General features: G+C 70.1%; 14 protein-coding genes. 4 read left to right on the forward strand and 10 right to left on the reverse strand.

Annotation, left to right across the window (positions count from 1 at the left end):
* Nucleotides 1–630: 630 nt before the first annotated feature.
* The 3 genes from ABZ934_RS05255 to thyX all read right to left on the reverse strand — a co-directional run bounded on the left by ABZ934_RS05255 (nt 631) and on the right by thyX (nt 4,334).
* Nucleotides 631–2,316, reverse strand: a complete 1,686-nt coding sequence (locus ABZ934_RS05255) for a ribonuclease J (RefSeq protein WP_361308758.1) — start codon at nt 2,314–2,316, stop codon at nt 631–633.
* Between the two features lie 137 nt (nt 2,317–2,453).
* A complete protein-coding gene (dapA, locus tag ABZ934_RS05260) occupies nt 2,454–3,353 on the reverse strand; it encodes a 4-hydroxy-tetrahydrodipicolinate synthase (protein WP_361308760.1) in 900 nt (299 codons plus the stop codon).
* 240 nt (nt 3,354–3,593) lie between these two features.
* Nucleotides 3,594–4,334, reverse strand: coding sequence for an FAD-dependent thymidylate synthase (thyX, locus tag ABZ934_RS05265; RefSeq protein WP_361308762.1), 741 nt, complete (start codon nt 4,332–4,334; stop codon nt 3,594–3,596).
* A 230-nt stretch (nt 4,335–4,564) separates the two neighbouring features.
* Here thyX and ABZ934_RS05270 point away from each other — a divergent pair, with 230 nt between their 5' ends.
* Both ABZ934_RS05270 and ABZ934_RS05275 read left to right on the forward strand, forming a co-directional pair.
* A complete protein-coding gene (locus ABZ934_RS05270; RefSeq protein ID WP_361308764.1) occupies nt 4,565–4,804 on the forward strand; it encodes a hypothetical protein in 240 nt (79 codons plus the stop codon).
* Between the two features lie 48 nt (nt 4,805–4,852).
* Nucleotides 4,853–5,422, forward strand: a complete 570-nt coding sequence (locus ABZ934_RS05275) for a PH domain-containing protein (RefSeq protein ID WP_361308766.1) — start codon at nt 4,853–4,855, stop codon at nt 5,420–5,422.
* Nucleotides 5,423–5,481: 59 nt separating this feature from the next.
* Here ABZ934_RS05275 and ABZ934_RS05280 read toward each other — a convergent pair whose 3' ends face one another.
* From ABZ934_RS05280 to eccD, 6 genes are all read right to left on the reverse strand, one after another.
* Nucleotides 5,482–5,928 (reverse strand): hypothetical protein, encoded by a 447-nt coding sequence (locus ABZ934_RS05280; protein WP_361308768.1) that lies wholly within the window; start codon nt 5,926–5,928, stop codon nt 5,482–5,484.
* 19 nt (nt 5,929–5,947) lie between these two features.
* The gene (gene dapB / locus ABZ934_RS05285; protein WP_361308770.1) at nt 5,948–6,700 is read right to left on the reverse strand and encodes a 4-hydroxy-tetrahydrodipicolinate reductase; all 753 of its coding nucleotides are present in this window, start codon (nt 6,698–6,700) and stop codon (nt 5,948–5,950) included.
* Nucleotides 6,701–6,751: 51 nt separating this feature from the next.
* The gene (locus ABZ934_RS05290; RefSeq protein ID WP_361308772.1) at nt 6,752–8,131 is read right to left on the reverse strand and encodes a pitrilysin family protein; all 1,380 of its coding nucleotides are present in this window, start codon (nt 8,129–8,131) and stop codon (nt 6,752–6,754) included.
* Nucleotides 8,128–10,347, reverse strand: coding sequence for a polyribonucleotide nucleotidyltransferase (locus ABZ934_RS05295; protein WP_361310211.1), 2,220 nt, complete (start codon nt 10,345–10,347; stop codon nt 8,128–8,130). Before ABZ934_RS05295 ends, ABZ934_RS05290 begins: the two co-directional genes overlap by 4 nt.
* Before the next feature lie 283 nt (nt 10,348–10,630).
* The gene (rpsO, locus tag ABZ934_RS05300; RefSeq protein ID WP_136213493.1) at nt 10,631–10,918 is read right to left on the reverse strand and encodes a 30S ribosomal protein S15; all 288 of its coding nucleotides are present in this window, start codon (nt 10,916–10,918) and stop codon (nt 10,631–10,633) included.
* Nucleotides 10,919–11,105: 187 nt separating this feature from the next.
* Entirely contained in the window at nt 11,106–12,620 is a 1,515-nt protein-coding gene (gene eccD, locus ABZ934_RS05305; protein ID WP_361308774.1) for a type VII secretion integral membrane protein EccD, read from the reverse strand.
* 192 nt (nt 12,621–12,812) lie between these two features.
* On the opposite strand from eccD, the gene eccCa reads away from it, so the two are divergent.
* Together eccCa and ABZ934_RS05315 are read left to right on the forward strand one after the other, a co-directional pair.
* Entirely contained in the window at nt 12,813–16,787 is a 3,975-nt protein-coding gene (gene eccCa / locus ABZ934_RS05310) for a type VII secretion protein EccCa (protein ID WP_361308776.1), read from the forward strand.
* 89 nt (nt 16,788–16,876) lie between these two features.
* On the forward strand, nt 16,877–17,110 hold the full coding sequence (locus ABZ934_RS05315; protein WP_136213490.1) for a DUF397 domain-containing protein: 234 nt from the start codon (nt 16,877–16,879) through the stop codon (nt 17,108–17,110).
* Between the two features lie 62 nt (nt 17,111–17,172).
* Here ABZ934_RS05315 and ABZ934_RS05320 read toward each other — a convergent pair whose 3' ends face one another.
* On the reverse strand, nt 17,173–17,481 hold the full coding sequence (locus ABZ934_RS05320) for a WXG100 family type VII secretion target (protein WP_361308778.1): 309 nt from the start codon (nt 17,479–17,481) through the stop codon (nt 17,173–17,175).
* Nucleotides 17,482–17,510: the final 29 nt, after the last annotated feature.

The following is a 17,510-nucleotide window of genomic DNA, read 5'->3' on the forward strand; positions in this document are numbered from 1 at the left end:
TTTACCCGTAATCGGGTGAAACACACACTTAGAGCGGGTCGACCAAGGTCGGAATAAGACCGGTCGACCACAACGTCCTCGCTGTGTTCATTGCCCGACCCCGAAGGGACAGGACTTTTTCAAAGGAACCTCATCCACCGAAATGGACGGGGTATCAACTTCTGGCGTTGATTTTTGGCACGCTGTTGAGTTCTCAAGGAACGGACGCTTCCTTCGTACTCACCCTCGCGGGTTTTCCTCCGGGCGCTTCCTTTGTTCTTCGTTTTGTTCTTGCGTTTCCGACTCTATCAGACTCTTTCGTGTCCGATTCCCGGTCGAAGCGGGGTTCGCTTTCCAGTTCTCCGCTTTCGCGCTTCCCTTTCCGGCGATTCCAACCTTACCAGACCATTTCCGCACCGTTTCCGGAACCGGATTTGAATTCTGCGGCCGTTGGAGGGCCATTCCCTTTCGGGTGGATCCAGACTTTATCAGGTCTCCCCGGGTCTGTTTCCCCACCCTCCTCGCGGGCACCGTCGGGGCACACGTGTGTGTCGGGGGGCCGTGCGAGGTGGAGACGTAAACGTACTGGAGCGGGCCCCCTCGGTGCAAATCGAGGGAAGCCCGCTCCGGTTCGGGTCGCTACGGCGAGGGTCAGACCTCGATGACGACCGGGAGGATCATCGGGCGGCGGCGGTAGCCGTCCGAGACCCACTTGCCCATCGTGCGGCGGATGAGCTGCTGGATCTGGTGCGGTTCGGCGACGCCGTCGGCCGCGGCGCGGGCGATGGCTTCCTCGATCTTGAGCGCGACCGAGCCGAACGCGCCGTCGTCGATGCCCGAGCCGCGGGCCTGGATGTTCGGACCGCTGACGACCTTGCCCGTGGTGCTGTCCACCACGACGTAGACCGAGACGATGCCCTCTTCGCCCAGGATGCGGCGGTCCTTGAGATGGACCTCCGTGACATCGCCGACCGACAGGCCGTCGACGTACACGTAGCCGGCCTGGACCTTGCCGGAGATCCGGGCCTTGCCGTCGATCAGGTCGACGACCACGCCGTCCTCGGCGATCACGATCCGGTCCTTCGGGACACCCGTCAGGGCGCCCAGCTCGGCGTTGGCGCGCAGGTGGCGCCATTCGCCGTGGACCGGCATCAGGTTCCGCGGCTTGCAGATGTTGTAGAAGTACAGCAGCTCGCCCGCGGAGGCGTGACCGGAGACGTGCACCTTGGCGTTGCCCTTGTGCACGACGTTGGCGCCCCACCGGGTCAGACCGTTGATCACGCGGTAGACCGCGTTCTCGTTGCCCGGGATCAGGGACGACGCCAGGATGACCGTGTCGCCGGGGACGATCCGGATCTGGTGGTCGCGGTTGGCCATCCGGGACAGGGCGGCCATCGGCTCGCCCTGGGAGCCGGTGCAGACCAGGACGACCTCGTGGGCCGGCAGATCGTCGAGGGTCTTCACGTCCACGACGAGGCCGGCCGGGACGCGCAGGTAGCCCAGGTCACGGGCGATGCCCATGTTGCGGACCATCGAGCGGCCGACGAAGGCGACCCGGCGCCCGTACTCGTGGGCGGCGTCGAGGATCTGCTGGATGCGGTGCACGTGGCTGGCGAAGCTCGCCACGATGATCCGGCTGTGGGCGTTGGCGAAGACCGTCCGCAGGACGTTGGAGATCTCACGCTCCGGCGGCACGAAGCCCGGGACCTCGGCGTTCGTCGAGTCGGAGAGGAGGAGGTCGATGCCTTCCTCGCTCAGCCGCGCGAAGGCGTGGAGGTCGGTGAGCCGGCTGTCCAGCGGCAGCTGGTCCATCTTGAAGTCGCCGGTGGCCACGACCAGGCCGGCGGGGGTCCGGATGGCCACGGCCAGGGCATCAGGGATGGAGTGGTTGACGGCGATGAACTCGCAGTCGAAGGGGCCGAGGGCCTCCCGTTCGCCTTCCTTCACCTCAAGGGTGTAGGGGCGGATCCGGTGCTCCTGGAGCTTCGCCTCGATGAGGGCCAGCGTCAGCTTGGAGCCGATCAGCGGGATGTCCGGCTTCTCCCGGAGGAGGTAGGGGACGGCGCCGATGTGGTCCTCGTGGCCGTGGGTGAGGACGATGCCCTCGATGTCGTCGAGCCGATCCCGGATGGACGAGAAGTCAGGGAGGATCAGGTCGATGCCCGGCTGCTCCTCCTCCGGGAAGAGGACGCCGCAGTCGACGATCAGGAGGCGACCGTCGAACTCGAAGACGGTCATGTTGCGGCCGATCTCACCGAGACCGCCCAGGGGGGTGACCCGGAGGCCGCCCTTGGGGAGCTTCGGCGGCGGGCCGAGTTCAGGATGCGGATGGCTCAAAAGTCTCTCCTCACCACGCGCGCCACATACCTCGGAAGGCACGTGGCGCGCATGTCATTCGTGCACTTGCTTGTGTCTGTTGTGATCTTGCGTGTTCAGTTGTGCCGGTCGTGCTTGTTCAGTTGTGAAGTCCGTTGTCAGAGCTGTACCCCGCCGGCGGCAAGATCGATCTTGAGCTGGGCCGTCTCTTCGGCGGTCAGCTCGACCAGCGGGAGCCGCAGCGGGCCTGCGGGCAGGCCCTGGAGGTTCAGCGCGCCCTTGGTGGTGATCACACCCTGGGTGCGGAACATGCCGGTGAACACGGGGAGCAGCTTCTGGTGGATCTCGGCGGCCTTCTGCACGTCGCCGCCCAGGTGGGCTTCGAGCAGCGCGCGCAGCTCGGGGGTGACCACGTGGCTGACCACGGAGACGAAGCCGACCGCGCCGACCGACAGGAGCGGCAGGTTCAGCATGTCGTCGCCGGAGTACCAGGCCAGGCCGCTCTGTGCGATGGCCCAGCTGGCGCGGCCGAGGTCGCCCTTGGCGTCCTTGTTGGCCACGATACGGGGGTGCTCGGCCAGCCGTACGAGGGTTTCGGTGTTGATCGGGACACCGCTGCGGCCCGGGATGTCGTAAAGCATGACCGGCAACTCGGTGGCGTCGGCGATCGCCGTGAAGTGGCGGTAGAGGCCCTCCTGCGGCGGCTTGCTGTAGTACGGGGTGACCGCGAGCAGGCCGTGGGCGCCGGTGCGCTCGGCCTGGCGGGCGAGCTCCAGGGTGTGGCGGGTGTCGTTGGTGCCGATGCCGGCGACGACGTGGGCGCGGTCTCCGACCGCTTCGAGTACGGCTCGTACGAGGTCGTTTTTCTCCGCGTCGGTGGTGGTCGGCGACTCACCGGTGGTGCCGTTGATGATCAGGCCGTCGTTGCCTGCGTCCACCAGGTGGACGGCGAGCCGCTGCGCGCCGTCGAGGTCGAGTGCGCCATCCGCCGTGAACGGCGTGATCATGGCGGTGAGGACCCGCCCGAAGGGGGTCTGCGGAGTCGAGATCGGAGCCATGGGTAACACGCTACTCGCTGCCACGCTCGCGGTGTCCCCTCGGGGGACGTCAACGAGGTGTGGCTCCCCCATATGACTGCGCAGTGTGACCGCGGGTTGTTGGAGCCCGGCACTGCCTGCTCGGGGGTTCAAGCAGTGCCGGGTCCGTTTGATCAGCCTAGATGAACTTCACGAAACGCCGCAATACGGACACTTGGGACTTGCCTTCGGGCATCCGTGCGCGACCGGCTGTTTCCGGCCTTACGGCGCGACGCGACCGTTGGCGTTGAAGGCGGCGTAGGTGAGCGGCATGAGGGCCGCCCAGTGCTGCTCCATCTTCTCGCCGACCATCTCGATCTCCCGCTGCGGGAAGGACGGGGTGGCCGCCAGCTCGTGCTGGGTGCGCAGGCCGAGGAAGTGCATGAGCGAGCGCGCGTTGCAGGTGGCGTACATCGAGGAGAAAAGACCGACCGGCAGGACCGAACGGGCAACCTCGCGGGCCACGCCCGCCGCGAGCATCTCCTGGTACGCCTCGTACGCCTGACGGTAGGAGTCCTCCATGACGCGGCCGGTCAGCTCCTGCTGCGCTTCGGTGCCCTCCACGAACACGTACTTGCCGGGGCGCCCCTGCTGGACGAGCTTGCGCTCGGCGTCGGGGACGTAGAAGACCGGCTGCAGCTCCCGGTAGCGGCCGGATTCCTCGTTGTAGGACCAGCCGACGCGGTGGCGCATGAACTCGCGGAACACGAAGATCGGGGCGCTGATGAAGAAGGTCATCGAGTTGTGCTCGAACGGGCTGCCGTGGCGGTCGCGCATCAGGAAGTTGATCAGGCCCTTGGAGCGCTCCGGGTCCTTCCGCAGCTCCTCCAGCGACTGCTCGCCGGCCGTGGAGACCCGGGCGGCCCACAGGACGTCGGAGTCGGCGGCGGAGTGCTTCACCAGCTCCACCGTCACATCACTGCGGAAGCTGGGTTTCAGGTCTGAAGCGGCGGTATCGCTCACTGGGGTCCTTCCAAACGTGTCGCACCTGGGGCGCGCCCACTCTACGGCGCCCGGCGGGGCTCCCCGTCCGGGCCCGGGCGGCGACGGGGTCCACCGGGACTGCCGACGGCCCGCCGAACGAACGCGAACGATGTCCGAGATCCGGCACCTATCGGGGCGTTCGCGCGTCCTACTGGGGGAAGGACCACCAACGGCCCCCCGGGGCCCCGACCACAAGGAGAGCCGCCTTCATGTTCCTCCGGCGCGAACCCGTCCCGTTCACCTTCGTCGCCGAGGCCGAGCGTTTTCGCAGTAACGTCACTCCGCCGCCGCGCGAGAGTCTGGGCAAGACTCAGCTCGCCGCCCGTACGCTGGTCGGACTGACCGTGGTGGCCGGACTCGTCGGCTCGCTGCTCTTCGGTATGCCGGCTCTGCAGCCGCACCAGGCGCCCGGGACGTCACAGCAGTCGCGGGCCTCCGAGGGGCGGTAGCCTCACGGGCACAGCCCAACCGAACGTGCATGTGAGTGAGGTCCAGCCGTGCCCCTGCCCTTCTTGACGGCCGACGGCGTAGCCGACGAGCACGAAGACGAAGCCCTCCCCCACGACGACCACGACCGCTGGCGCCGGCCCTACCGGCCCGGCCCCTGCCGGGTGGCGATCGCGGCGCTGCTCCTCCTGCTGACCGCCTTCATGCTGCTGGCCACGATGATCATCGCCTTCGCGGGGGCGTGGGGCGGGGCCGTCGTGTGCCTGGCCGCCGCGCTCGCGGTGCTGGGGGCGACGCTGCGCCTGCTCCTGGCGGGCGTGTGGGTGAGCCGTACGGGTCTGCGCCACGTGGCGTTCTTCCGGACGCGCTCGATCCCGTGGAGCGCGGTCGACGGGATCAGGACGGTGCAGCAGCCGGTGCGCTGGCTGGGCCTGCCGAGGACCGTGCAGGGCCAGGCGCTGACGCTCTCGACCCACGACGGCGCGGCGGCGCCGGTGCTGCTGACCGACCACAACGCCGACTTCCTGGCGCGCGGCGAGGCGTTCGAGCGCGCCGCCGACGTGGTCGGTGCCTGGGCCGAGGAGTACCGGGCCGACGAATACGCGGCCGTGCCCGCCTGAGGCGGACCGGAGCGCGGCCGAAGCCCGTACAGGAGCGGATCAGACCTGTACGGCCCGACCTACGGGCGCGGTCCGTCGTGCAGGGCGATCGCCCGCTGCATGGCCTTGCGGGCCCGCGGGGTGTCGCGGGCGTCGTGGTAGGCGACGGCGAGGCGGAACCAGTTGCGCCAGTCGCCCGGCGCGTCCTCCGTCTCCGCCTTGCGGCGCGCGAAGACCTCGTCGGCGGAGTCCCGCAGGATCCGGCCGTACTGGTCTCGCTCCAGCTCGTCCACGGGCAGGGCCCCCTCGGCCTCCAGCTCGGCGGCGAGCCGGTTGGCCTTGGTGACGAAGCGGGTGTTCATCCAGAGGAACCAGACCCCGATGACGGGCAGGACCAGGACCGCGACGCCGAAGGTGACGGTCAGCCAGGTGCGCTGCCCGAGCAGCATCAGGCCCCGGCTGCCGACCAGGACGAAGTAGACGACCAGGACGGCCGCCGTCAGGAAGTACGTGATCTTCGCGCGCATGGGTACTACTGCCTGCTCATCAGCCGAGGTCGAGGAAGTGTTCCAGGCCGAAGGTGAGGCCCGGGGTCTGCGTCACGCGGCGCGCGCCGAGCAGGATGCCCGGCATGAAGCTGCGGTGGTGCAGGGAGTCGTGACGGATGGTCAGGGTCTCGCCCTCACCGCCGAGCAGCACCTCCTGGTGGGCCAGCAGGCCGCGCAGGCGGATGGCGTGCACCGGGACGCCGTCGACGTCGGCGCCGCGGGCCCCGTCGAGGGCGGTGGCGGTGGCGTCGGGCTGGGCGCCGAGGCCGGCCTCGGCACGGGCGGCCGCGATGAGCTGCGCCGTACGGGTCGCGGTCCCGGAGGGGGCGTCGACCTTGTTGGGGTGGTGCAGCTCGACGACCTCGACGGATTCGAAGTAGCGGGCGGCCTGGGCGGCGAACTTCATGGTGAGGACGGCGCCGATGGAGAAGTTCGGCGCGATGAGCACCCCGGTTCCCGGGGAGCCGGCCAGCCAGGTGTCCAGCCGGGCGAGGCGGTCCTCGGTCCAGCCGGTGGTGCCGACCACCGCGTGGATTCCGTGGCCGACGAGGAATTCGAGGTTCCCCATCACCGAGTCCGGGGTGGTCAGCTCGACGGCGACCTGGGCGCCGGCGTCGACCAGCGTCTCCAGCTTGTCGCCGCGGCCGAGGGCGGCGACCAGCTCCATGTCGTCGGCGGCCTCGACGGCCTTGGCCGCCTCGGAGCCGATGCGGCCGTGGGCGCCGAGGACTGCCACGCGCAGCTTGCTCATGTTCGCTTCCTTAGGTGCGTACGTCGGCACGTGCGTACGTGCCCACGGGGGTTAGGCGACCGCTTCGTCGAGGCGGGCGGCCTGCTTCTCCTTGAGCGGGCCGATCGCCGCGAGGGAGGGGCGCTGGGCCAAGACGTCCCGGGCGACGTCGCGGACCTCGTCCGGGGTCACGGCGGCGATGCGGGCCAGCATCTCGTCGACCGACATCTGGTCGCCCCAGCACAGTTCGCTCTTGCCGATGCGGTTCATGATCGCGCCGGTGTCTTCCAGGCCGAGGACGGTGGAACCCGAGAGTTGGCCGACGGCCCGGCCGATCTCCTCGTCCGTGAGCCCGTCCGAGGCGACCTTGTCGAGTTCGTCACGGCAGATGCGCAGGACGTCGTGGACCTGGTTGGGCCGGCAGCCGGCGTAGACGCCGAAGAGGCCGGTGTCGGCGAAGCCCGAGGTGTACGAGTACACGCTGTAGGCCAGGCCGCGCTTCTCGCGGACCTCCTGGAAGAGCCGCGAGGACATGCCGCCGCCGAGGGCGGTGTTCAGCACGCCGAGCGCCCAGCGGCGGTCGTCGGTGCGGGCCAGGCCGGGCATGCCGAGGACGATGTGGGCCTGCTCGGTCTTGCGGCTGATCAGGTCGACGCGGCCGGCGGTGCGCACGCGCTTGGTACCGCCGCGCGGGCCGACAGGCTCGGCGTCGGTGCGGGTGAGCGCCCCGGCCTTCTCGAAGGCCGCGCGGACCTGGCGTACGACCTTGTTGTGGTCGACGTTGCCGGCGGCGGCCACGACCAGGCGGGTCGGGTCGTAGTGCTTCTTGTAGAAGCGGCGGATCCGCTCGGCGCCGAGGGCGTTGATCGTGTCGACGGTGCCGAGGACGGGGCGGCCGAGGGGGGTGTCCCCGTACATGGTCCGGGCGAACAGGTCGTGGACGCAGTCACCGGGGTCGTCCTCGGTCATCGCGATCTCTTCGAGGATCACGCCGCGTTCGGCGTCGACGTCCTCCTCGCGGATCAGCGAGCCGGTGAGCATGTCGCAGACCACGTCGATGGCCAGCGGCAGGTCGGTGTCGAGCACCCGTGCGTAGTAGCAGGTGTACTCCTTCGCCGTGAAGGCGTTCATCTCGCCGCCGACCGCGTCGATCGCGGAGGAGATGTCGAGGGCACTGCGCTTGTCGGTGCCCTTGAAGAGGAGGTGCTCCAGGTAGTGCGTGGCGCCGTTCAGCGTGGGCGTCTCGTCGCGGGAGCCGACGTTCGCCCAGATGCCGAAGGTGGCCGAGCGGACGGACGGCAGGGTCTCGGTGACGATGCGCAGGCCGCCGGGCAGGACGGTGCGGCGGACGGTGCCGATGCCGTTCTGCCCCGTGAGCAGGGTTTGGGTACGGGCGACGGCCCGCCCCTCGGAAGAGGGGCGGGCCGTCACACGGGGACTACGGGACGTCACTTGTCGGAATCGTCCTTCTCGGCGTCGGCAGCGTCTTCGCCCTCGGTCACGGGGACGAGGGAGAGCTTGCCGCGGGAGTCGATCTCGGCGATCTCGACCTGGACCTTGGCGCCGACCGCGAGCACGTCCTCGACGTTCTCCACGCGCTTGCCACCGGCGAGCTTGCGGATCTGCGAGATGTGCAGCAGGCCGTCCTTGCCGGGCATGAGGGAGACGAAGGCACCGAAGGTGGTGGTCTTGACGACCGTACCCAGGTAGCGCTCGCCGACCTCCGGCATGGTCGGGTTGGCGATCTGGTTGATCGTGGCGCGGGCGGCCTCGGCGGCCGGGCCGTCGGCGGCACCGATGTAGATGGTGCCGTCGTCCTCGATCGTGATCTCGGCGCCGGTGTCCTCCTGGATCTGGTTGATCATCTTGCCCTTGGGGCCGATGACCTCGCCGATCTTGTCCACGGGGATCTTGACGGTGATGATCCGCGGGGCGTTGGGGGACATCTCGTCCGGCGTGTCGATCGCTTCCATCATCACGTCGAGGATGTGGAGGCGGGCGTCGCGGGCCTGCTTGAGGGCGGCGGCCAGGACGGAGGCCGGGATGCCGTCGAGCTTGGTGTCCAGCTGGAGCGCGGTGACGAACTCCTTGGTGCCGGCGACCTTGAAGTCCATGTCGCCGAAGGCGTCCTCCGCACCGAGGATGTCGGTGAGGGCGACGTAGTGGGTCTTGCCGTCGATCTCCTGGGAGATCAGACCCATGGCGATGCCGGCGACGGGGGCCTTGAGCGGCACACCGGCGTTCAGCAGCGACATGGTGGAGGCGCAGACCGAGCCCATGGAGGTGGAACCGTTGGAGCCGAGGGCCTCGGACACCTGACGGATCGCGTAGGGGAACTCCTCGCGCGTCGGCAGGACCGGCACGATCGCGCGCTCGGCGAGCGCGCCGTGGCCGATCTCGCGGCGCTTGGGGGAACCGACGCGGCCGGTCTCGCCGACCGAGTACGGCGGGAAGTTGTAGTTGTGCATGTAGCGCTTGCGGGTCACCGGGGAGAGGGTGTCCAGCTGCTGCTCCATGCGGAGCATGTTGAGGGTGGTGACGCCCAGGATCTGGGTCTCGCCACGCTCGAACAGCGCCGAGCCGTGCACGCGCGGGATGGCCTCGACCTCGGCGGCGAGGGTACGGATGTCCGTGATCCCACGGCCGTCGATGCGGACCTTGTCCTTGATGACGCGCTCGCGCACCAGGGCCTTGGTCAGGCTGCGGTAGGCGGCGGAGATCTCCTTCTCGCGGCCCTCGAAGGCCGGGAGGAGCTTCTCGGCGGCGATGTCCTTGACGCGGTCCAGCTCGGCCTCGCGGTCCTGCTTGCCCGCGATGGTCAGCGCCTGGGCGAGGTCGCCCTTGACCGCGGCGGTGAGGGCCTCGTACACGTCGTCCTGGTAGTCCAGGAAGACCGGGAACTCGCCCTCGGGCTTGGCGGCCTTGGCGGCGAGGTCGGCCTGGGCCTTGCACAGGACCTTGATGAACGGCTTCGCGGCATCGAGACCGGCGGCGACGACCTCTTCGGTCGGCGCCTCGGCGCCGCCCTTGACGAGGGCGATGGTCTTCTCGGTGGCCTCGGCCTCGACCATCATGATCGCGACGTCGCCGTCCTCCAGGGTGCGACCGGCGACGACCATGTCGAAGACGGCGTCCTCGAGCTCGGTGTGCGTCGGGAACGCCACCCACTGGCCGCGGATCAGCGCGACGCGGACGCCGCCGATCGGGCCGGAGAAGGGCAGACCGGCCAGCTGGGTGGACGCGGAGGCGGCGTTGATCGCCACGACGTCGTACAGGTGGTCGGGGTTGAGCGCCATGATCGTGGCGACGACCTGGATCTCGTTGCGCAGGCCCTTCTTGAAGGACGGGCGCAGCGGGCGGTCGATCAAGCGACAGGTGAGGATCGCGTCCTCGGAGGGGCGGCCCTCGCGGCGGAAGAAGGAGCCGGGGATCTTGCCGGCGGCGTACTGCCGCTCCTCGACGTCCACCGTGAGGGGGAAGAAGTCGAGCTGGTCCTTGGGCTTCTTCGACGCGGTGGTCGCGGAGAGCACCATCGTGTCGTCGTCCAGGTAGGCAACGGCGGAGCCGGCGGCCTGGCGGGCCAGACGGCCCGTCTCGAAGCGGATGGTGCGGGTGCCGAAGGAACCGTTGTCAATGACGGCCTCGGCGTAGTGGGTCTCGTTCTCCACTAGCGTTTTCTCCATTTTCGTCGTCTCCGTCCGCCACCCGTGTGGTGGTGGACGGTTGCGGAGAAGCGCTCCTGGCGTGCGGGCCGGTCTTCGATCGAAGCACCCGGTTCGTAGCCTTCCGGGGCTTTCCGGATGCCACTACCGAGGACCGGCGGCGTAGGGAGGGCGCTCCTCCTCTTCAGTTGTGCACCTGCGACCAGACTACAAAGCGTCCGGTACGTCTCGCACGTACAGCAAAGGGAGCGGCCCCATCGGTGTGGGAACCGCTCCCTTCACAGCGTCTTTACTTGGCGCCGGCCGCACCGCGGCGGATGCCGAGGCGCTCGACCAGCGTACGGAAGCGCTGGATGTCCTTCTTGGCCAGGTACTGCAGCAGGCGGCGACGCTGGCCGACCAGGATCAGCAGACCACGACGGGAGTGGTGGTCGTGCTTGTGGGTCTTGAGGTGCTCGGTCAGGTCCGAGATGCGCTTCGAGAGCATGGCGACCTGGACCTCGGGGGAGCCGGTGTCGCCCTCCTTGGCACCAAACTCTGCGATGATCTGCTTCTTCGTAGCGGCGTCAAGCGGCACGCGTACTCCTCGTTTAGGTCTTCGTAGCCACCGAGTGCCCCAGGTCGAATTCTCTGGGGATCTTCCGTAACTCGGGAGGCGGGGTCCGCTGAGCGCAGCCTCCAGAGATGCTCCGGGGGCGCGTACACAAACGGCCGTCACCCAGCGTACCAGGCTGTCGGGCCGGGCCCGTCCCGGTCGGCCCGTCTCAGCTGGTGAGGGAGCGGGCCCGGGTGTAGACGTCGAGCACGGCCAGGGTCAGCGGGACCAGGCTGAGCAGTACCGCCGCCTCGGTGAGGTCGAGCAGCCGTCCCCAGAAGGGTGACAGGCCCTTGCGGGGGATGACAAGCGCGATTCCGGCGAGGAGGGCCGCGCCGCCGGCGACCGCGGCGGAGAGCCAGATGGTGCGCAGGTCGAGGCCGCCGCGGTCGTGGTACTTGACGAGCTCCGCGAGCAGGTCGGCCGGCGGGTGCAGGGCCAGGCCCAGGACCAGCAGGGCGACCGCGGCGAACCCGGCGACCAGGGCGCACACCACCTGGGAGGTGTAGCGGAAGAGGCGGGCGCGCAACAGCATCGCGAGGCCGGTGGCCAGGGCCAGCAACCGGCCCCAGGTGTTGTCGGAGAAGCCGAGGACGGCGGCGGAGCCGACGACGACCGCGGCGCAGCCGCCCGTCAGGCCCAGGAGCATCTCGTGGCCGCGCCGGGCCTGGGCCGCTATGGCTTCCGCGTCGAGGGACGCGCCGGAGTCGTGCCGGTCGGCGCCGGTCGGGTCGGCGGGGTCGCCGTACGGGGCGGTGTCGTGGCTGTCGGGCAACTCGTAGTCGCGGGTCGAGCTCTGCGGCGCGGCGTAGCCGATGGGCAGGCGGGCGAAGCGGGCGGAGAGGCCGGGCAGGAAGGCGACGAGCCCTATCGCGACGGGCGCGCAGACGGCGGCGGTGGCGGTCGCGGAGGCGTCGGTGGCGATGGCCGCGAAGGTGGCGAGGGTGCCGGTGGCGGCGAGGAAGGTGGCCGCGACGAAGGGCGCGTCACCGTGCGGGGTGAGGGCGACCAGGGCGACGGAGGCGACGAGGGCGCACGCGCAGCCGAGCAGGAACTGCAGGCGGCCGGGTCCGTGGCCGGCGGCGGGCGCGACGATGCCGGAGCCGGCGATGAGCAGGTGCGGGAGGGCGGCGAGGCCGAGGGCGACGGCGGAGCCGCCGTCGCGGTAGACGCGGGCGCGCACACCGGCGGCGGCGGTGAGCAGGACGCCGACGGCGGCGGCGATGACGCCGGGCAGGCTGTGGGTGTCGTGGCGGACGGGGTCGGCGTACCACAGGACGAAACCGAGCAGCACGAGCAGGATCGCGGCGCCGGCGAGGCCCGCGCCGCGCAGCATGTCGTCGCTCCAGCGGTGCCGGTCGCGTACGACGGCGGACGCCACGGCGTCGGAGACGTCGTCGAAGACGGCGGGCGGCAGGGACTCGGCGAAGGGGCGCAGGCTGAGCACCTCGCCGTCGAGGACCTGCTGGGCGGCGAGGGTGCGGGCGCCGTCGAGGACGGCGCCGGAGCGGCGTACGAGGTGGAACCCGGTGGGGGCGCCGACGGGCTGCGTCTGGCCGGTGAGCCGCAGGAGTTCCGGGTAGACGTCGGCGACGGCGATGTCCTCGGGGAGGGCGACGTCGATCCGACTGTCCGGTGCCACGACGGTGACCCTGCAGAAGCCGGTCGCCTCGGCCGTACTCACCTGTCTGACCCCCTGGTTGCCGTTCCGGCGCCACGTGTTGCGGCGACGGATTCGCTCAAGCGCATGTCGCGCGGCCACCCTACCGGGCTTATGACGGACTGTAGGCAAGTAGGATCACCACCCCCGGCCAGGCCCGGGACTTGAGGGCGCCGGTCGTGGACGTCCGTCCGTTTTCGAGGGATTGATGCTCCGGTGAGCCAGATCGTCGTGAAACGCCCGCCCAGGTCGCTGCCGCCGGAGGTGCCGGCGGACGAGGTGCGCCTGGAGGCTCCGCCGGAACTTCCGCGGGGCCAGCAGGAGGGCATGCTGATGCAGCTCCTGCCGATGTTGGGCATGGGCTCGTCGGTCGTCTTCTTCTTCATGCCGGGCGCGGCGCCCTTCATGCGCATCATGGGTGTGCTGATGCTGGTGTCCACGGTGGGCATGGTGATCGCCCAGTTGGTGCGCCACCGGCGCGGTACCCAGGGGCAGATGGCGGATGTGCGGCGGGACTACCTGAAGTACCTGGCACAGACACGGCGTCAGGTGCGCAGGACCGCGCGGGCGCAGCGCGACGCGCAGTTGTACCTGCACCCGGCGCCGGACCAGTTGTGGTCGGTGGTGGCGGAGGGTTCGCGACTGTGGGAGCGGCGGGTCGGCGACGAGGACTTCGGGCAGGCCCGGTTGGGCTTGGGTTCCCAGCGGCTGGCGACGCCGCTGGTGGCCCCGGACACGGCTCCCGTCGACGAGCTGGAGCCGTTGACGGCCGGGGCGATGCAGCGCTTCCTGAAGGTGCACTCCTCGCTGGACGGGCTGCCGGTGGCGGTGTCGATCCGGGCGTTCTACCACGTGACGGTGTCCGGGGAGGCGGAGTCGGCGCGCGGTACGGCGCGGGCGCTGGTGGCGCAGTTGGTGACGCTGCACTCCCCCGAGGACCTGATGGTGGCGGTGGTGGCGGCGCCGGGTGCGGTGCCGTCGTGGGACTGGACCAAGTGGCTGCCGCACACGCAGCTTCCGGGGCAGGTCGACGGGGCGGGCACGAAGCGGCTGTTCGGGGACGACCTGGGCGAGCTGGAGGGGCTGCTGGGGTCCCGATTGGAGGGGCGGCCACGGTTCAGCCGGGACGTCTCGCCGGTGCTGGACCAGCCGCACCTGGTGGTGGTGCTCGACGCCAACTCGCCGCGCGGTGGTCTGGTGCCGCCGGACTCGGTGTTCGCGGCGGTCGAGGGCCTACAGGGCGTGACCATCGTCGAGGTGGTGGCGGGCGAGCTGGACGAGCCGCGGGGCGGCCTCTCGGTCGTGGTGCGGCCGGGCCGGCTGCGACTGGAGTCGGGTTCGGGGGTGGCGTACGAGGGGGTCCCGGACACGCTGTCGCTGCCGGCGGCGGAGGCCTTGGCGCGGCAGTTGGCGCCGCTGCGCACCGGGGGCGGTGACGACGACGAGCCGCTGCTGGCGAACCTGGACTTCACGGACCTGTTGAACCTGGGCGACGCGGCGCAGGTCGACGTCTCCCGCACCTGGCGGCCGCGGTCGGCCGGCGAGCGGCTGCGCGTGCCGATCGGCGTGGGCGAGGACGGCACGCCGGTGATGCTGGACCTGAAGGAGGCGGCTCAGGAGGGCATGGGGCCGCACGGCCTGTGCGTCGGCGCCACGGGTTCGGGCAAATCGGAGCTGCTGCGCACGCTGGTGCTGGGACTGGCGGTCACGCACACCTCGGAGACCCTGAACTTCGTCCTCGCGGACTTCAAGGGCGGTGCGACGTTCACGGGCATGGGCCAGCTCCCGCACGTGGCGGCCGTGATCACCAACCTGGCGGACGACCTGACCCTCGTGGACCGGATGGGCGACTCGATCCGCGGCGAGTTGCAACGCCGCCAGGAGCTGCTGCGGTCGGCGGGCAACTACGCCAACATCCACGACTACGAGAAGGCGCGGGCGGCGGGCGCCCCGCTGGAGCCGCTGGCCTCGCTGGTGCTGGTCATCGACGAGTTCTCCGAACTGCTCACCGCCAAGCCGGACTTCATCGACATGTTCATCCAGATCGGCCGGATCGGCCGCTCCCTGGGTGTGCACCTGTTGCTGGCCTCGCAGCGCCTGGAGGAGGGCAAGCTGCGCGGCCTGGACACCTACCTGTCGTACCGGATCGGTCTGCGGACCTTCTCGGCGGCCGAGTCGCGGACCGCGATCGGCGTGCCGGACGCGTACCACCTGCCGTCGGTCCCCGGTTCGGGGTACCTGAAGTTCGGCACCGACGAGATGACCCGCTTCAAGGCGGCGTACGTCTCGGGCACCTATCGCTCGGGCGGGCCGGACCTGTCGGTGGGGCCGTTCCCGCTGGAGCGGCGGCCCGCGCTGTTCACGGCGGCTCCGGTGCCGGTGGTGTACGCGGCGCCGGATCCGGCGTACCTCGCGGCGCAGGCGACGCGGGGGGACGACGCGCTCGCGGACACGGTGCTGGACGTGATCGTGGGCCGGCTGGAGGGGCAGGGGGTGCCGGCGCACCAGGTGTGGCTGCCGCCCCTCGACCAGGCCCCGCCGCTGGACCAGTTGCTGCCGGCGCTCGCGCCGAGCGAGGCGCGGGGTCTGCACGCGGAGGGGTACACGCGCCCGGGTGGGCTCGTCGTACCGCTCGGCCTGATCGACAAGCCGTTCGAGCAGCGGCGTGAGGTGCTGTACCGGGACTTCTCGGGGGCGGCGGGCCACATGATGGTGGTCGGCGGCCCGCAGTCCGGCAAGTCGACGCTCATGCGGACGCTGATCTCCTCGTTCGCGCTGACGCACACCCCGCGCGAGGTGCAGTTCTACGGACTCGACTTCGGCGGCGGCTCCCTTTCGTCGATCGCGGACCTGCCGCACGTGGGCGGGATCGCCTCCCGACTGGACCCGGAGCGGGTGCGGCGTACGGTCGCGGAGGTGGCGGGCGTACTGAACCGCCGGGAGGAGTTCTTCCGGGCCAACGGCATCGACTCGATCGGTACCTACCGGCGCCGGCGCGCGGCCGGTGAGCTGCCCGGCGAGGCGTGGGGCGACGTGTTCCTCGTCGTCGACGGCTGGGGCGGTTTCCGGGGCGAGTACGAGGGCCTGGAGCCGGTCGTCACGGACATCGCGTCCCGGGGTCTGGGATACGGCATCCACGTGGTGGTCACGGCGGCGCGGTACATGGAGGTCCGGGCCGCGCTCAAGGACCAGATCCTGAGCCGGCTGGAGCTGCGGCTCGGTGACGTCATGGACTCCGAGTTCGACCGCCGGGTCGCCGCGAACGTGCCGACGGGCATGCCGGGCCGAGGTCAGGTCCCGGAGAAGCTGCACTTCCTGGGCGCGCTGCCGCGCATCGACGGTTCGCACAGCGCGGAGGACCTCTCGGAGGGCACGGCCGCCTTCGTGGCCGCGGTCAAGGCGAGCTGGGCGGGGCCGTCGGCTCCGGGGGTGCGGCTGCTGCCGCGGCTTCTGCACGCGGACCAGTTGCCCAAGGGCGGCGAGTTCCCCGGGCACGGCATCTCGATCGGTGTCGGGGAGACGGACCTGGAGCCGGTGTTCGTCGACTTCGAGACGGACCCGTTCTTCCTGGTGTTCGGCGAGAGCGAGTCGGGCAAGACGAACCTGTTGCGGCTCATCGCGCAGCGGATCGCCGAGCGGTACAGCCCCGACCAGGCCAAGCTCGTCGTCGGCGACTACCGGCGCGGCCTGCTCGGCGCGCTGCCGGAGGAGCACCTGCTGGAGTACGCGCCGATGGCGAATTCCCTGCAGATGCACATGGAGGCGCTGGGCGGGGTGTTCTCCCGCAGGCAGCCGCCGGACGACGTCACCCCGCAGCAGCTGCGGGACCGCAGTTGGTGGACGGGCCCGGACGTCTTCATCATCATCGACGACTACGACCTCGTGGCCGGCAGCCAGGGCAATCCGCTGACGCAGTTGGTGGAGTTCCTGCCCTTCGCCCGGGACACGGGCGTGCGCTTCATCATCGCGCGGAACTCCGCCGGTGCCTCGCGCGCGCTGTACGAGCCGTTCATGCAGCGGATCAAGGAGCTGGGCGCGCAGGGCGTGGTGCTGTCCGGTGACCCGTCCGAGGGAGACCTGCTGGGCAACGTCAGGCCGCGTCCGCTGCCGCCGGGCCGGGCCCATTTCGTCTCGCGCCGGCGCGGTACGTCGCTGATCCAGATCGGGCGGTTGCCGGCATCGGGGACGTGATAAGCGCGAACGCTCCCCGCGCCGCCGTCCGGACACCGATAATCGGGCCTGAACGCTGCACCGAAGTCGCACGAAGGGAAGGCCGCGCCATGGGGTCCCAGCAGGAGAAGGACGAGCTGTACGCGCTCGACATCAGCGGCGTCGAGTGGGAGGGCCCGCCCGGGACCAGTCCCGACGAGGAGCGCGTGGAGATCGCGAAGCTGCCCGACGGGGCGGTGGCCATGCGGTCCTCGCTGGACCGGGACACCGTGCTGCGGTACACGGCGGCCGAGTGGGAGGCGTTCGTGCTAGGTGCCCGCGACGGCGAGTTCGACCTGCGCTGATCGAGAACGCGCGAAGGGGCGCGCCCGGTGCGGGCGCGCCCCTTCGACGTGGGTCGGCGGGCTCAGTACGCCTCGGTGAACAGGCGCGATGCCTTGATGTCCGTGGCGTGGTAGTCGCCCTTGCCGCGCTCGATGAGCTGGGCGACGGTCTCCAGCTGCTTGTGCATGTGGTCGGCGGCGGCCTTGTACTTCTTCTGGAGGGTGACGTACTCGCGGTGCGCCTCACCGTCCCAGGTGTCGGTGACCACCTTGACGGCGGCGTCCATCTCGTCCAGGTCCTTGAGGATGTTCTGCGAGACCACACGGATGCGGTCGGCCATCTGCTGGACGCTTTCGTACCGGACCTTGGTGTGGCCGTCGTTACCGGACATGGTCTTCTCCTTCGCGCGGGGGCGTTGTG

The organism is Streptomyces sp. NPDC046557 (genome assembly GCF_040645975.1).
Taxonomy (GTDB): Bacteria; Actinomycetota; Actinomycetes; order Streptomycetales; family Streptomycetaceae; genus Streptomyces.

What these genes read in the sequence shown, in the direction of transcription:
- ABZ934_RS05280 (WP_361308768.1), bottom strand. Translation starts at nt 5,928, where the DNA reads ATGCGCGCGAAGATCACGTACTTCCTGACGGCGGCCGTCCTGGTCGTC.
- ABZ934_RS05315 (WP_136213490.1), top strand. Translation starts at nt 16,877, where the DNA reads ATGGGGTCCCAGCAGGAGAAGGACGAGCTGTACGCGCTCGACATCAGC.
- dapA (WP_361308760.1), bottom strand. Translation starts at nt 3,353, where the DNA reads ATGGCTCCGATCTCGACTCCGCAGACCCCCTTCGGGCGGGTCCTCACC.
- ABZ934_RS05270 (WP_361308764.1), top strand. Translation starts at nt 4,565, where the DNA reads ATGTTCCTCCGGCGCGAACCCGTCCCGTTCACCTTCGTCGCCGAGGCC.
- ABZ934_RS05320 (WP_361308778.1), bottom strand. Translation starts at nt 17,481, where the DNA reads ATGTCCGGTAACGACGGCCACACCAAGGTCCGGTACGAAAGCGTCCAG.
- dapB (WP_361308770.1), bottom strand. Translation starts at nt 6,700, where the DNA reads ATGAGCAAGCTGCGCGTGGCAGTCCTCGGCGCCCACGGCCGCATCGGC.